This window comes from Streptomyces longispororuber, from assembly GCF_014656095.1.
Classification (GTDB): domain Bacteria; phylum Actinomycetota; class Actinomycetes; order Streptomycetales; family Streptomycetaceae; genus Streptomyces; species Streptomyces longispororuber.
On sequence record NZ_BNBT01000021.1, the window covers coordinates 13,810 to 27,789 of the forward strand.

The 13,980-nt window shown below is 75.3% G+C and carries 13 protein-coding genes and 1 riboswitch; of the genes, 8 read left to right on the forward strand and 5 right to left on the reverse strand.

Annotated features, from left to right (window positions below; genetic code table 11):
* Positions 1-12: 12 nt before the first annotated feature.
* From IE330_RS09990 to IE330_RS10000, 3 genes are all read left to right on the forward strand, one after another.
* Positions 13-639: a TetR/AcrR family transcriptional regulator gene (locus IE330_RS09990; protein WP_190135552.1), complete on the forward strand. Its 627-nt coding sequence runs from the start codon at positions 13-15 to the stop codon at positions 637-639.
* Between the two features lie 415 nt (positions 640-1,054).
* A complete protein-coding gene (locus tag IE330_RS09995; protein ID WP_190135553.1) occupies positions 1,055-1,663 on the forward strand; it encodes a DUF4126 domain-containing protein in 609 nt (202 codons plus the stop codon).
* A 73-nt stretch (positions 1,664-1,736) separates the two neighbouring features.
* Positions 1,737-3,275, forward strand: a complete 1,539-nt coding sequence (locus tag IE330_RS10000; protein ID WP_190135554.1) for a phytoene desaturase family protein — start codon at positions 1,737-1,739, stop codon at positions 3,273-3,275.
* A 40-nt stretch (positions 3,276-3,315) separates the two neighbouring features.
* Here the strand turns inward: IE330_RS10000 and IE330_RS10005 are convergent, their stop codons facing one another.
* The 5 genes from IE330_RS10005 to IE330_RS10025 form a co-directional block, all read right to left on the reverse strand.
* Positions 3,316-4,254: a hypothetical protein gene (locus IE330_RS10005; RefSeq protein WP_190135555.1), complete on the reverse strand. Its 939-nt coding sequence runs from the start codon at positions 4,252-4,254 to the stop codon at positions 3,316-3,318.
* 44 nt (positions 4,255-4,298) lie between these two features.
* The gene (metF, locus tag IE330_RS10010) at positions 4,299-5,219 is read right to left on the reverse strand and encodes a methylenetetrahydrofolate reductase [NAD(P)H] (protein ID WP_190135556.1); all 921 of its coding nucleotides are present in this window, start codon (positions 5,217-5,219) and stop codon (positions 4,299-4,301) included.
* Between the two features lie 260 nt (positions 5,220-5,479).
* Positions 5,480-6,142 carry a thiamine phosphate synthase gene (thiE, locus tag IE330_RS10015; RefSeq protein WP_190135557.1) on the reverse strand — a complete coding sequence of 221 codons (663 nt, stop codon included), beginning with the start codon at positions 6,140-6,142 and terminating at the stop codon, positions 5,480-5,482.
* Between the two features lie 76 nt (positions 6,143-6,218).
* Positions 6,219-6,584: an Rv2175c family DNA-binding protein gene (locus tag IE330_RS10020; protein ID WP_190135558.1), complete on the reverse strand. Its 366-nt coding sequence runs from the start codon at positions 6,582-6,584 to the stop codon at positions 6,219-6,221.
* Between the two features lie 127 nt (positions 6,585-6,711).
* The gene (locus IE330_RS10025; RefSeq protein ID WP_190135601.1) at positions 6,712-7,893 is read right to left on the reverse strand and encodes an NAD(P)/FAD-dependent oxidoreductase; all 1,182 of its coding nucleotides are present in this window, start codon (positions 7,891-7,893) and stop codon (positions 6,712-6,714) included.
* A gap of 129 nt (positions 7,894-8,022) precedes the next feature.
* Positions 8,023-8,135, forward strand: a riboswitch (TPP riboswitch).
* 291 nt (positions 8,136-8,426) lie between these two features.
* On the opposite strand from IE330_RS10025, the gene thiO reads away from it, so the two are divergent.
* From thiO to IE330_RS10050, 5 genes are all read left to right on the forward strand, one after another.
* Positions 8,427-9,614, forward strand: coding sequence for a glycine oxidase ThiO (gene thiO / locus IE330_RS10030; protein ID WP_229925534.1), 1,188 nt, complete (start codon positions 8,427-8,429; stop codon positions 9,612-9,614).
* Positions 9,611-9,832, forward strand: a complete 222-nt coding sequence (gene thiS / locus IE330_RS10035) for a sulfur carrier protein ThiS (RefSeq protein WP_190135560.1) — start codon at positions 9,611-9,613, stop codon at positions 9,830-9,832. Before thiO ends, thiS begins: the two co-directional genes overlap by 4 nt.
* 5 nt (positions 9,833-9,837) lie before the next feature.
* Positions 9,838-10,632: a thiazole synthase gene (locus tag IE330_RS10040; protein WP_190135561.1), complete on the forward strand. Its 795-nt coding sequence runs from the start codon at positions 9,838-9,840 to the stop codon at positions 10,630-10,632.
* Positions 10,633-10,765: 133 nt separating this feature from the next.
* On the forward strand, positions 10,766-12,814 hold the full coding sequence (gene pknB, locus IE330_RS10045; protein WP_190135562.1) for a Stk1 family PASTA domain-containing Ser/Thr kinase: 2,049 nt from the start codon (positions 10,766-10,768) through the stop codon (positions 12,812-12,814).
* Between the two features lie 244 nt (positions 12,815-13,058).
* Positions 13,059-13,955 carry a deoxyribonuclease IV gene (locus tag IE330_RS10050; RefSeq protein WP_190135563.1) on the forward strand — a complete coding sequence of 299 codons (897 nt, stop codon included), beginning with the start codon at positions 13,059-13,061 and terminating at the stop codon, positions 13,953-13,955.
* Positions 13,956-13,980: the final 25 nt, after the last annotated feature.

Below are 13,980 nucleotides of genomic sequence, written 5' to 3' on the forward strand. Positions count from 1 at the left end.
AAAATCTCTCCCATGGAACGAAGCGCAAGCGGCGGGGGCAGTACACGGCGCGAGGCCACCCGGCAGAAGCTCTACGAGGCCGCCGTCACCCTCATCGCGGAACAGGGGTTCTCCGCCACGACAGTTGACGAGATCGCCGAACGGGCGGGGGTGGCGAAGGGCACGGTCTACTACAACTTCGCCAGCAAGTCCGTCCTCTTCGAGGAGCTGCTGCGGCACGGGGTCGGCCTGCTCACGGCCTCGTTGCGGGACGCCGCCGAGCGGGTCGCCCTGGAGGGCGGCAGCAAGGTCGACGCCCTGGACGCGATGATCCGCGCGGGCCTGGTCTTCATCGACCGCTACCCGGCCTTCACCCAGCTCTACGTCGCCGAGCTGTGGCGCACGAACCGCGCCTGGCAGTCCACCCTGATGGTGGTCCGGCAGCAGGCCGTGGCCGTCGTGGAGGACGTGCTGCGCGCGGGCGTGGCCAACGGCGAGCTGAGCGAGGAGATCGACATCCCGCTGACGGCCGCCGCGCTGGTCGGCATGGTCCTGGTCGCCGCGCTCGACTGGCAGTCCTTCCAGCCGGAACGCACGCTCGACGACGTCCACGCGGCGCTGTCCCGGCTGCTCCAGGGCCGGGTGAGCGGCACCCGCTGACCCGCGGGGTCCCCGGCCCGGCCGAGGGCGCCTCACCCGTTCGGGCGATTCCCGCGCCCTGAGCGCACGGGCATCCGTACGGCCGGAGCGTCGCGCGGCGCCGGTCCGGTGAGCCTGGCAGTCCAGGCCCCCCGGACCGGCGCCCGCGTGTCCCCCGCGCGACCCCCGTGGTCGTTCCCCCGGGTCACCCCCGTGCCCCCGCCCGCGGCGGGAGGAGCGGCCAAGGGCGCCGCCACCGTTCCGCCGCCCCGTGTCGGCGGTGCCGGTGCCGTGCCCTTCGTCGCGCCCTCACTCTCCCGTCCCCGCGGGCCGGACCCCATCCGCGCGGGTACTCATCTCCGTCCCTAGGTACGGATACTCACCCCCGGGCGCTCATCCGCGGGCCGGACCGCCGCCCGCTGGTTACGATCGCGCCGTGTCCGTACTTCCCCTGGTGTTCACCAGCGGCTGGGCCAGCGGGATCAACGCCTACGCGGTGGTCCTGCTCCTCGGTGTCTTCGGCGCCACGGGAGTGTCCGACGAGGTGCCCGAGGCGCTGCGGAGCCCCGGCGTCCTGATCGCGGCCGGGGTGCTCTTCGCCTGCGAGGCCGTCGCCGACAAGATCCCGTACGTGGACTCGGTGTGGGACACCGCGCACACGGTCGTCCGGCCGGTGTCAGGCGCCTGGGTGGCGGCGCTGCTGGCCGGGCAGAGCGGCTCCCTGCCGGAGGTGGCGGCGGGCGCCGTCGGCGGGACGACGGCGCTGGCCAGCCACGCCGTCAAGGCCGGGACGCGGATGGCCGTGAACACCTCGCCGGAGCCGTTCAGCAACGTCCTCGTGAGCACCGCGGAGGACCTCGGCGTCGGCGGTGTCGTCAGCTTCGCCATGTTCCACCCCCGGGCCGCCGCCGTGATCGCGGGCGTGCTGCTGCTCATCGGCCTGGTGCTGCTGCTGTTCCTCGCCTCCCGGATCCGCCGGTTCCGGCGCCGCCGGGCCCAGCGCCGCGAGGAACGCCGCCTGGCGGCGGGGCGACCACCGGGCTGAGCGGGGCGCCCCGGCGGGGCGGTCGGGCCGGGCGGCCGCGGCGCTGTCGGTTGCGGCGGATAAAGTCCCTGGCATGGCACGGATTGTGGTGATCGGCGCCGGGATGGGCGCGATGACGGCCGCCGCCCGGCTGGCCGTCGCGGGCCACCGGGTGGTGGTGCACGAGTGCGCGGAGACGTACGGCGGCGCGCTCGGCCGCGTGGAGCGCGACGGCTTCGCCTTCGACACGGGCCCGGCCCTGCTCCACCTCCCGGCGGTCTACCGCGACCTGTTCGTGAAGACCGGCAAGCAGCCCCTGGAGGACTGCGTCGAGCTGTCGCAGGTCGAGCCCGCGGTCCGGCACGTCTTCGCCGACGGCACGGCCGTGGACCTGCCGAACGCCTCGCGCGCGGGCGTCGCCGAGGCCCTGGACGCGGCGCTCGGCCCCGGTGCGGGCGCGCGCTGGTCGGCGTTCATGAACCGCGCGCGGGAGGCCTGGGACCGCACCCGCCGCCCCCTGCTCGAAGAGCCCCTGTGGCCGAACTGGCAGGTGCTGGCCGAGCGCGAGCCGTACCCCGCGGTGGCCGAGCGCCGCCTCTTCCGCCGCGAGCGGCGCGCGGCCACCCTCGCCGAGATCGGCGCCTACGAGCTGGGCGGCGAGCCCCGGCTGTGCGCGCTCCTGGAGCACTTCGCGCTGGCGCACGGCCTCGACCCGAGGACGGCCCCGGCGAGCGCCGCCGTCCTGCCGTACCTGGAGCAGACGTTCGGCACCTGGTCGGTGCGCGGCGGCCTGCGGGCGCTGGCGGCCGCGGTGTACGAGCGGTGCCTGGCCCGGCGGGTGGAGTTCGCCTTCGGCTCGGCGGTGACGCGGATCGCGGTGAAGGACGGCGGTGCCGCGGGCGTCGAGCTGGCCGACGGGACCGTCGTGGACGCGGACTTCGTGGTGGCGGGCGTGGCGCCGGGCGTCCTGGAGCGGCTGCTGCCGGGCGAGCGCGTGCGCGCCGAGGGTGAGGTGCCCGCACAGGGCGGCCCCGGCGGTCCCGGCCGCCCCAGCCGTCTCACGGTGCTGCTGGCCCTGCGCGGCGCGCGCCCCGAGGGCACACCCCACCGGACGGTGGTGCACGCCCCCGACCGGGACGCGGAGCTGAACCGCCTGTTCGACGCCCCGGGCGCCGGGACCGCGCCGCCCGCGGTGACCGTGCTCCGGCCCGACGACGCGACCGTGGTGCCCGACGCCGGGCACGAGGCGGTCACCCTGACCGCCACCGTGCCCGCGTACGCCGGTGGGCCGGACGGGGCGGCGCGGGACGCCTTCGCCGCACAGGCCGAGCAGATGATCGCCCGCGCCGAGCGTGCCGTGCCCGGGCTACGGGACCGCCTGCTGTGGCACGAGGTCCGCACGCCCGTCGACGTGGCGGAGGCCACCGGCGCCGACGGCGGGGCGGTCCCGGCACCCGCGCTGGCGGCGGCGGACGGCCGGCTGCTGCACCCGGCCAACAGCACGTCGCTGCGCGGTCTTTTCGCGGTGGGCGGCTGGGCGCACCCCGGCGGCGGCCTGCCGCACGCGGGCATGTCCGGCACGCTGGCCGCCGGGCTGATCGTGGAGGGACCGGAGTTCCGCGGCTCGCAGTGAGCCGGGGCCGCCCCTGCGGGAGGCGGCCCGTGCCGGGACCTCAGTAGCGGTACTGCTGTTCGCCGTTGTGCCCCGGCTCGTAGCCGAAGGCGTTGCCCTGCTCCTGTTCGCCCCCCGGCGCGGGGAACGGCGGGTAGGGCGGCTGGTCGGGCGGCAGTTCGGCGCCGTAGGAGGCGGCGGACGCGGCGTCAGTGGTGCGCTGGTGCGGCACCCACACGCCGCCGGGCGGGGTGTCCTGGTAGCCCGTGCCGTACGCGTCGCCGCCGTAGGGGGCGTACGCGGGCTGCGGGTCGGCGTAGGCGTCGTAGCCCGGCTGGGCGCCGTACTGCGGGCCGATGTACGGGTCGGAGTAGGCCGCGTAGCGCTGCTCGCCCGTGTCGCCGTACCCGAACGGCATCGGGTCCTGCGCGCCCTGCTGGTCGTAACCGGCGTAGGTGTCGAAGGCGTAGCCGTCACCGGCGGCGGGCGTCGGCTGGGGGGCGCCGTCGTGGCCGCCGTAGGGCCCGGCGTCGCCGGTCACCGGCCCGGGCGGGGGCCCGGCGGCCTGGATGTCCGTCACGTCCAGCATGGCCGTCGACTCCAGCGCGTCCTCCGCGGGCGCGGCCGGGCCGTCGCCGGGCTCGTACGCCACCTCGGTGACCTGCAGCGTCGGCTGCGCGGCCGCGGTGCCGGGGGCGCCCTTGCGGCGCTTGCTGCCACCGGGGCGGCGCTTGCTCGCGCCGGGCTTGCCGCCGAGCGCCCAGCCCTGGGCGAAGCCGCGGCGGAACGACAGCGTCACGTACGTCTGCCCGACGGCGAAGGCGACGGCGCCCGCCGCGATCACCGGCACCGACGGCAGCAGCACGCCGACGACCACGCCCAGGAAGCCCCCGAAGGCCAGCAGCCGCCAGCGCAGCCGCGCCTTGTACTGCAACAGCACCTCGCCCAGCAGCCACAGCGCGACCACGCCGAACGCGATGTAGAGGACCGTCCAGCCCATGTACGCCCCTCTCCCCTGCGGTCGCGCCGTGCGGGTACGACCGGTCAGGCCTGCTGGTGGTGCAGGCCCAGATTCTCGTAGATCTCCAGCGTCGCCGTGGAGTTGTTCAGCGTGATGAAGTGCAGCCCCGGGACGCCCTCGGCGAGGAGCCGCGCGCAGAACTCCGTCGCGAACTCGATCCCAATGGAGCGTACAGCGGCGGGATCGTGCTGCGCCGAGAGGATCCGCTCTTTGAGGGCGGGCGGGAAGTCCGCGTTGCTGAGCTGCGGCAGCCGCTCGAGCTGGCGGACGTTCGTCACCGGCATGATCTCGGGGATGATCGGCGTCTCGCAGCCCGCCGCCGCGACGCGGTCGCGCAGCCGCAGGTACTCCTCCGGGTGGAAGAACATCTGCGTGATCGCGTAGTCGGCGCCCGCGCGGCACTTGTCGACGAAGTGGCGGACGTCGGAGTCCCAGTCGGGCGAGCGCGGGTGCATCGCGGGGAAGGCCGCGACGCCCACGCAGAAGTCGCCGGACTCCTTGATGAGGCGGACCAGTTCGGCGGCGTAGGTGAGGCCTTCGGGGTGCTTGACCCACTCGCCCATCGGGTCGCCGGGCGGGTCGCCGCGCAGCGCCAGCATGTTGCGGATCCCGGCGTCCGCGTACTGCCCGATGATGTTGCGCAGCTCGGCCACCGAGTGGTCGACCGCGGTGAGGTGGGCGACCGGGGTGAGCGTCGAGTCGGCGACGATCTGCTGGGTCTCCTTGACCGTCCCCGCGCGCGTGGAGCCGCCGGCCCCGTACGTCACGGACACGAAGCTCGGCGCGACCGCCTCGACCCTGCGCAGCGAGTTCCACAGGTTCCGCTCGCCCCGGGGGGTCTTCGGCGCCGAGAACTCGAAGGAGTACGTGGTCTTGCCGGTCGCGAGCATGTCGCGCACGGTGCGTGCGCGGTCAGTCCTGGTGGAAGCAGTGCCTAGGGCCATACGGGCAGGTTAGCCAGGCCGCGCCGGTCGCCCAACCAAAGGCAGGTGATATGTCCATTTGGTCAGCTTGTTGTCCGCCCCTCGGACACTTTCCGGCGATTGATCAGACGGGTGTACGGAGCACGGATGCGGCCGGGGGGCGCATCCGGTGGGGCGGGGGCGTACGCCGGGGGCGCACAGCGGTGGCCCGGCAGCCAGCGGCCCGAGCCGTCGGCGGCCCGGGGGCCGGGCCCGGGGCCCGCCGTCGGTGGTGGGCCGTCTCAGGCCGTACGGAGCCGCTCGGCGAGGTCGGCCGCCGCCGCGCCGGGGTCGTCGGCCTCCGTGATCGCGCGCACCACGACCACGCGGCGGGCACCCGCTTCGAGGACCTGGTCGAGGTTGCCCGCGTCGATGCCGCCGATCGCGAACCAGGGGCGGTCGGTGGCAAGCCCGGCGGTGTACCGCACCAGGTCGAGGCCGGGGGCGTGCCGCCCCGGCTTCGTCGGCGTCGGCCAGCACGGGCCGGTGCAGAAGTAGTCCACGCCGTCCTGGACGGCCGCCGCGGCGGCCTCCCGCTCGGCGTGCGTGGAGCGGCCGATCAGGACGTCCCCGCCGAGGACGGCGCGGGCCGCGGGCACCGGCAGGTCGCCCTGGCCGAGGTGCAGCACGTCGGAGCCGATGGCGTGGGCGACGTCCGCGCGGTCGTTGACCGCGAGGAGCCTGCCGTGGCGGCGGCAGGCCTCGGCGAAGACCTGGAGGTGCTCCAGCTCCTCCGCCGCCTCCATGCCCTTGTCGCGGAGCTGCACGATGTCGACGCCGCCCGCGAGGACGGCGTCCAGGAACTCCGGGAGGTCCCCCTGGCGCTTGCGCGCGTCCACGCACAGGTAGAGCCGCGCGTCCGCGAGCCGGGCGCGCGCGGAGCCGCCCGCCGTGTCGGTGGCCATGGAAGGGTTCCCCCCGGGTGTCGGAGGCGTACGGGCCGGGCTGCGCGCCCCGCCCGTACGCCGGATGGTGGTCGGATCAGACGGCGAGCGCCTGCGCGCGGCGCTTCACCTCCGTGCCGCGATTCTCGCTCAGGGCCTGCGCGGGCGTGCCGGGCAGGGTCGGGTCGGGGGTGAAGAGCCACTCGAGCATCTCTTCGTCGGTGAAACCGTCGTCCCGCAGGAGCGTCAGCGTGCCGGACAGGCCCTTGACGACTTTGTCGCCGTCGATGAAGGCCGCCGGAACCTGAAGCGTCCTGTTCTCACCGCGGCGTACGGCGATGAGCTGGCCGTCCTTGACCAACTGCCGCACACGGGTCACCTCGACACCGAGCATCTCTGCGATGTCGGGGAGGTGCAGCCAGGCGGGGACGAGAGCATCGGTCTTTGCGTCAATCTCGGTCACGGATCAAGCGTGCCACCTCTGGCCGGGGGCCGGTAGCGGGGGGCCGTGGCTTCGCCCCTGGGGGCGTGTGCTGTGTGACGTGGGTGAGCGCGGATTCCCGGCCGTCCGTGCGCCGTGGGCCGGTGCCCTACGGGCGGACCGCCTTCTTCAGGGGGACGGCGGGGTCCGCCAGGAGGGTGGGGTCCATGGGGGTGGCCGTGGTGATCAGTTTGCGGGACTGGGCCAGGTCGCGGGGGCGGCCCACCGCCAGGAGGGCGACGAGGACGCCCTCGCGGAGCCAGCAGACGGTCCAGGACGGGGTCGACGGGTCGCCGCGCCACACCAGTTCGTCGGCGCCCCCGTGGTGGCCCGCGTACTGGACGAAGCGGCCGAACTGCTCGGACCAGAAGTACGGGACCGGGTCGTACGGTGCCGGGGTCTCGCCCGCGATGTCGGCGGCCACCGTGCGCGGGCCCTGGACGGCGTTGTCCCAGTGGTGCACCAGGAGGCGCTCGCCGTACCGGTCCGAGGGGAAGGACGCGCAGTCGCCGACCGCGTAGACGTCGGGGGCGGACGTGCGCAGCCGGGCGTCGGCCACGACCTCGCCGTGGGCACCGAGCTCGATGCCGGAGCCCACGAGCCAGCCCGTCGCGGGCCGGGCCCCGATGCCGACGACGACGGCGCCCGCGGGCAGCCTGGTGCCGTCGTCGAGGAGGACCTCGCCGGGCTCGACGCGGGCCACGCGCGTGCGGGTGCGCAGCTCGGCGCCCGCCTCGGCGTACCAGGCCGCCATCGGGGCGGCGACCTCGGCGGGCAGCGCGCCCGCCAGCGGGTGCTCGGCGGCCTCCACGACCGTCACCGCGCAGCCCGCGTCCCGCGCCGCCGTGGCGAACTCCGCCCCGATCCAGCCCGCGCCGACGACCACGACGTCGTGCTGCTCGGCCAGGACCGGCCGCAGCCGCTCCGCGTCGTCGAGGGTGCGCAGCAGGTGCACGCCGGGGACGCCCTCGGAGCCGGGCAGGCGCAGCGGTTCGGCGCCCGTGGCGAGGACCAGGGTGTCGTAGGCGACCGGGCCCGCCTCCGTGTCCAGCTCGTGGTCGGCGGGCCGGACGCCGGTCACCTCCACGCCGAGGCGCAGCTCGACGCCGAGGGTGTCGAAGTCGATGTCGAAGGCGGAGCCCTCCGCCTTGCCGAGCAGCACCGCCTTGGACAACGGCGGTCTGTCGTACGGCTGGTGGGGCTCCGCGCCGATCAGCGTGATCGTGCCGTCGAACCCCCGCTCGCGCAGCGCCACCGCCGTCTGCACCCCGGCCATGCCGGCGCCCGCCATGACGACGCGCCGTCCCGTCCCCGCGCTCTTCCGCTCATCGCTCACCCGATCAACTGTAGGGCGGTCCGTGGTGCCCGGACATGACGGAGGTCGACGCCCCGGCGGGGCGACGGGATAGGGTGGCCTGTGCAGAGCACTCGCGGGAGCCCGGACGACCGGGCTGAGAGGGAGGCTGGAACGGCCTCCGACCGTACGAACCTGATCCGGGTCATGCCGGCGAAGGGAGGGGCTGGACGCCCATGCGTTCCCGTACGGAGCCACCGGTCACGGAACCATCCGTTCCGTCCGTTTCATCCACGTCATCCGCGTCATCCGCGTCATCCGCGTCATCCGCAGCGTGCACATCTTCCGCCGCACCCATGTCATCCGCCGCACCCATGTCATCCGATGCAGCCGTTCCCTCCACCGCGGCCGATGCGGCCGTGGCGGCAGATGCCCGTGAGGTGCCCTCCGCGCCCGCCTCCCGCGCGCCGTCGTCGGCCGAGCGTGCGTCCGGGCGCCCGGCCGCGCGTCCGGCCGGGCGTACGTGCGACGTGGTCGTCGTCGGCGGCGGGATCATCGGCCTGGTCACGGCCTGGCGGGCCGCCGGCCGCGGGCTCTCCGTCACCGTCGTCGACCCCGAGCCGGGCGGCGGTGCCGCGCAGGTCGCCGCGGGCATGCTGGCCGCCGTCACCGAGCTGTACCACGGCGAGCAGACGCTGCTCGGCCTGAACCTGGCCTCCGCGCGCCGCTACCCGGACTTCGTCGCCGAGCTCGCGGAGGCCTCCGGCGCGGACGTCGGCTACCGCGCGTGCGGCACGCTCGCCGTCGCGCTCGACGCCGACGACCGCGCCCACCTGCGCGAACTGCACCTGTTGCAGCGGCAGTCGGGCCTGGAGTCGGAGTGGCTGACCGGCCGCGAGTGCCGCCGTCTGGAGCCGATGCTCGCCCCCGGGGTGCGCGGCGGGCTGCGCGTCGACGGCGACCACCAGGTCGACCCGCGCCGACTCACGGCGGCCCTCCTCGTGGCGTGCGAGCGGGCCGGGGTGGCCTTCGCGCGCGCGTGGGCCGAGCGGCTGACCGTCGCACGGGAGCGGGCCGCCGGTGTCGTCCTCGGCGACGGCACGGCGCTCGGCGCCGGTCTGACGGTCCTCGCAGCGGGCAGCCTCAGCGGCCGCCTCGCCGGGGTCCCCGACGACCTGCTGCCGCCCGTGCGCCCGGTGAAGGGCCAGGTCCTGCGGCTCACCGTGCCGCCGCGGTACGCGCCGTTCCTGAGCCGCACCGTGCGCGCCGTCGTCCGCGGCGGCCACGTCTACCTGGTGCCCCGCCTCAGCGGCGAGCTCGTCGTCGGCGCGACCAGCGAGGAGCAGGGCTGGGACACCACGGTCACCGCGGGCGGGGTGTACGAGCTGCTGCGCGACGCCCACGAGCTGGTGCCCGGCATCACGGAGCTGCCGCTCGTCGAGACCCGCGCCGGGCTGCGGCCCGGCTCGCCCGACAACGCGCCGCTGCTCGGCCCCACCGCGCTGCCCGGCCTCCACCTGGCCACCGGCCACCACCGCAACGGCGTGCTGCTCACCCCGGTCACGGGCGACGTCATGGCGCACGCCCTGACCACCGGCGAACTGCCGGACGAGGCCCGGCCGTTCACGCCGCTGCGGTTCGCCGCGACCGCCGCGCCGCCGTCCGGCACGACGCCGCCCACCCCGCCGACCCAGCACCTCTCGGAGCTTCCCGTATGACCACGCCCTCCACCGTCCACGCCATATCGGTCAACGGCGAGGCGCGCGACGTCGCCGCGGGCACCACGCTCGACGCCGTCGTCGCCGAGCTGACCGCCGCGCCGTCCGGCGTCGCCGCCGCGCTCAACGAGACCGTCGTCCCGCGCGCGCAGTGGGCCGCCACCGCGCTGCGCGACGGCGACCGCGTCGAAGTCCTCACCGCCGTCCAAGGAGGCTGACGACCATGGCGGACGACCCCCTCGTCATCGGCGGCCTCACGCTGTCGTCCCGGCTGATCATGGGCACCGGCGGCGCGCCGAGCCTCGACGTCCTGGAGCGGTCCCTGGTGGCCTCCGGGACGGAGCTGACCACCGTGGCGATGCGCCGCGTCGACCCGGGCACGCACGGCTCCGTCCTGTCCGTCCTGGAGCGGCTCGGCATCGGCGTCCTGCCCAACACCGCGGGCTGCTTCACCGCGGGCGAGGCCGTGCTCACCGCGCGCCTGGCGCGCGAGGCGCTCTCCACGGACCTGGTGAAGCTTGAGGTCATCGCCGACGAGCGCACGCTGCTGCCCGACCCCGTGGAACTCCTCGACGCCGCGGAGACCCTCGTCGACGACGGCTTCACCGTGCTGCCGTACACCAACGACGACCCCGTGCTCGCCCGGAAGCTGGAGGACGTCGGCTGCGCGGCCGTGATGCCGCTCGGCTCCCCCATCGGCTCCGGGCTCGGCATCCGCAACCCGCACAACTTCCAGCTCATCGTCGAGCACGCGCGCGTGCCGGTGATCCTGGACGCGGGCGCCGGGACGGCCTCCGACGTGGCGCTCGCGATGGAGCTGGGGTGCGCCGGGGTGATGCTCGCGTCCGCCGTGACGCGGGCGCGGGAGCCGGTGCTCATGGCGGAGGCCATGAGCCGCGCGGTCGTCGCCGGACGGCTGGCCCGGCGGGCCGGGCGGATCCCCCGGCGCCACTTCGCCGAGGCCTCCTCGCCCGCGGACGGCCTGGCCGCGCTGGACCCGGAGCGGCCCGCCTTCTGAGCGGGCCCCTGGACGGGAGCGACGGGCGCAGGGCCCTCCCGGTCGGCCGGGCCGGGTCACAGGTCCGCTGCAGTCCGGGGCCACGGGGCCCCGGGGAGGCCGGGGTGTCCGTGGTGACTCGTAGACTCCCTGCGTGGACACGACCCTTAAGGACCCCCTCGTCGGGCAGGTGCTCGACGGGCGGTACCGCGTGGACGGGCGGATCGCGGTCGGCGGGATGGCCACGGTCTACCGGGCCGTGGACACCCGCCTCGACCGCGTGCTCGCGCTCAAGGTGATGCATCCGACGCTGGCGGCGGACGCCTCGTTCGTGGAGCGGTTCATCCGCGAGGCCAAGTCGGTGGCCCGGCTCGCCCACCCGAACGTGGTCGGCGTCTTCGACCAGGGCACCGACGGCCCGTACGTGTACCTGGCGATGGAGTACATCGCGGGCTGCACCCTGCGCGACGTGCTCCGCGAGCGCGGCGCGCTGCGGCCCCGGGCGGCCCTGGACATCCTGGAGCCGGTGCTCGCCGCGCTCGGCGCGGCCCACCGCGCCGGGTTCGTGCACCGCGACATGAAGCCCGAGAACGTCCTCATAGGGGACGACGGCCGCGTCAAGGTCGCCGACTTCGGGCTCGTCCGGGCCGTGGACTCGGTCACCAACACGACGGGCACCGTCCTCGGCACGGTGTCGTACCTGGCCCCCGAGCAGATCGAGCAGGGCACGGCGGACACCCGCGTGGACGTGTACGCGTCCGGGGTCGTGCTGTACGAGATGCTGACCGGGGCCAAGCCGCACTCCGGCGACTCCCCCGCGCAGGTCCTGTTCCAGCACCTGAACGAGGACGTCCCGCCGCCGTCCGCCGCCGTGCCGGGCCTCGCCTACGAGCTGGACGACGTGGTCGCCACGGCCACCGCCCGCAACCCTGACCTGCGCCCGTACGACGCGGTGGCCCTGCTCGCGCGGCTCCGCGAGGCGCGCCTGGCGCTCACCGACGAGCAGTTGGACGCGGTGCCGCCGCTGGCCCGGGCGTCGGAGCACGACGCCCACGACAACTCCGAGGACCGTACGAGCGTCATCCCGCGCGCGGCGCGGTCGGTGCAGGTGCCGCTGCCCACGGCGCAGCGGGACGGCGGCCCGGACCACGACGGACCGCACGGGCAGCACGGGCAGCACGCACCGCACGGGCAGGCGGGGGACGGCGCGCGGGACGGGCTCAACCGGACCAGCGTGCTGCGCACCCCGCCGGCCCCGGCCGGGGCCCCGGCCGCCCGCCCCGCCACCCTCACGGAGCGCCTCCGGGACCGGCTGTCGGCCCGGCGCGGGATGACCGCCGCGGTGGCCGCCGTGCTGCTCCTCCTCGGCGTCGGCGCGGGCGTCTGGTACATCAACTCCGGCCAGTTCACGACGGTCCCCGCGGTGCTCGCCAAGACCGAGAAGGAGGCCCGGGACCGGCTCGACGACGCCGGCCTCGGCGTCCGCAAGGTCAAGAGCGCGTACAGCGACACCGACAAGCGCGGCACGGTCGTGGCCACCGACCCCGGCGTCGGCGACCGCATCCGGCACAACGGCAAGGTCACGCTGACCGTGTCGCTGGGCCCGCGGACCGCAAAGGTCCCGGACCTGAAGGGCACGCCGTTGGCCGAGGCCAGGGAGAAGCTGGAGGACGTGGGGCTCGGCGCCGGGATGGTGACCAAGGCGTTCAGCCAGGACGTCCCCAAGGGCTCCGTGGTGCGCTCCGACCCGAAGGCCGGCACGGTCCGCCGCGCGGGCTCGGCCGTCGCCCTCGTCGTGAGCAAGGGCAGCCCGGTCGAGGTGCCGGACCTCACCGGGGAGTCCGAGGGCGACGCGCGCGAGGAGCTGGACGAGCTGGGGCTGAAGGTGCGGATCGCGCCGGAGCGGGTGCACTCCGAGGAGGACAAGGGCACCGTCGTCGAGCAGTCGGTCGAGGAGGGCAAGGTCCTCGCCAAGGGCGACACGGTGACGCTGACGCTGTCCAAGGGCCCGGAGATGATCGAGGTCCCCGACGTCGAGGGGATGAAGGTCGGCGAGGCGAAGGACGAGCTGGAGAGCGCCGGGTTCGACGTGCACGAGGACCGCGGGCTGCTCGGCATCTTCGGCGACACGGTGAAGGACCAGTCCGTGGACCCGGGCGACAAGGCACCCAAGGGCTCCACCATCTCCATCACGATCCGCTGAGACCGGGCGGGCCCCGGCGCCCCCGCTGAGCCGGGCCCCCGGCGTCCGCCGCGGAGGCCCGGCCTCCGGTACCTGCCGCAGCGGCCCGGTCCCCGGTACCTGCCCGCTGAGCCGGGTCCTCCGGCTCCCACCACCGAGCCGGGCCCCCCGGTACCTGCCCTGGAGGCCCGACCCCCAGCGCCTGCTCGCTGAGCCGGGGCCTCCGGTTCCGGGTCACCGGCCCGGGCATGTCACCCTTGAGCAGGTGAGCAGCAACGAGCCTCCCCGCACCCCCGCACCCCGCACCGCCCTCCGCAACCCCGTCGGCAGCCACGTCCCCGTCGCCGGCGGCCTGGCCACCGTGGGCCTGTCGTACGCCCGCGACCTCGGCGCCGAGACCGTCCAGGTCTTCGTCGCGAACCCGCGCGGCTGGGCGACGCCCCCGGGGAACCCCAAGCAGGACGAGGCCTTCCGTACGGCCTGCGCCGATGAGGGCGTCCCTGCGTACGTGCACGCGCCGTACCTCATCAACTTCGGCTCACACACCGAGGCGACCGTCGAGAAGTCCGTGGAGTCGCTGCGGCACTCGCTGCGCCGGGGCCGCGAGATCGGCGCGCTCGGGGTCGTCGTGCACACCGGTTCGGCGACGGGCGGGCGCACCCGCGAGGTGGCGCTGCGCCAGGTGCGCGAGCGCCTGCTGCCGCTGCTCGACGAGCTGACGCACGACGACGACCCGTTCCTGCTGCTCGAGTCCACGGCGGGCCAGGGCGCCTCGCTGTGCTCCCGCACCTGGGACTTCGGCCCGTACTTCGAGGCCCTGGACGCCCACCCGAAGCTCGGGGTGTGCCTGGACACCTGCCACATCTTCGCCGCCGGGCACGACCTGGCCGGCCCCGGTGGCGTGAAGCAGACGCTCGACCTGCTGGTCGACACCGTGGGCGCGGGCCGGCTGAAGCTGGTGCACGCCAACGACTCCAAGGACGTCGTCGGCGCCCACAAGGACCGGCACGAGAACATCGGCACCGGCCACATCGGCGCCGAGGCGTTCCGCGAGCTGATGAGCCACCCCGCCACGGACGGCGTACCGCTGGTCATCGAGACGCCCGGCGGCAAGGAGGGCCACGCGGCCGACGTGGCCCGCCTCAAGGAGCTGCGGGACTAGGGCGGAGCACGGACACGACCCCTGC

Bases quoted from the DNA above. Each gene is read 5' to 3' on its own strand.
- IE330_RS09990 (WP_190135552.1), top strand. From the start codon at position 13: ATGGAACGAAGCGCAAGCGGCGGGGGCAGTACACGGCGCGAGGCCACC.
- IE330_RS10000 (WP_190135554.1), top strand. From the start codon at position 1,737: ATGGCACGGATTGTGGTGATCGGCGCCGGGATGGGCGCGATGACGGCC.
- IE330_RS10005 (WP_190135555.1), bottom strand. From the start codon at position 4,254: ATGGGCTGGACGGTCCTCTACATCGCGTTCGGCGTGGTCGCGCTGTGG.
- metF (WP_190135556.1), bottom strand. From the start codon at position 5,219: ATGGCCCTAGGCACTGCTTCCACCAGGACTGACCGCGCACGCACCGTG.
- thiE (WP_190135557.1), bottom strand. From the start codon at position 6,142: ATGGCCACCGACACGGCGGGCGGCTCCGCGCGCGCCCGGCTCGCGGAC.
- IE330_RS10025 (WP_190135601.1), bottom strand. From the start codon at position 7,893: ATGGCGGGCGCCGGCATGGCCGGGGTGCAGACGGCGGTGGCGCTGCGC.
- thiS (WP_190135560.1), top strand. From the start codon at position 9,611: ATGACCACGCCCTCCACCGTCCACGCCATATCGGTCAACGGCGAGGCG.
- IE330_RS10040 (WP_190135561.1), top strand. From the start codon at position 9,838: ATGGCGGACGACCCCCTCGTCATCGGCGGCCTCACGCTGTCGTCCCGG.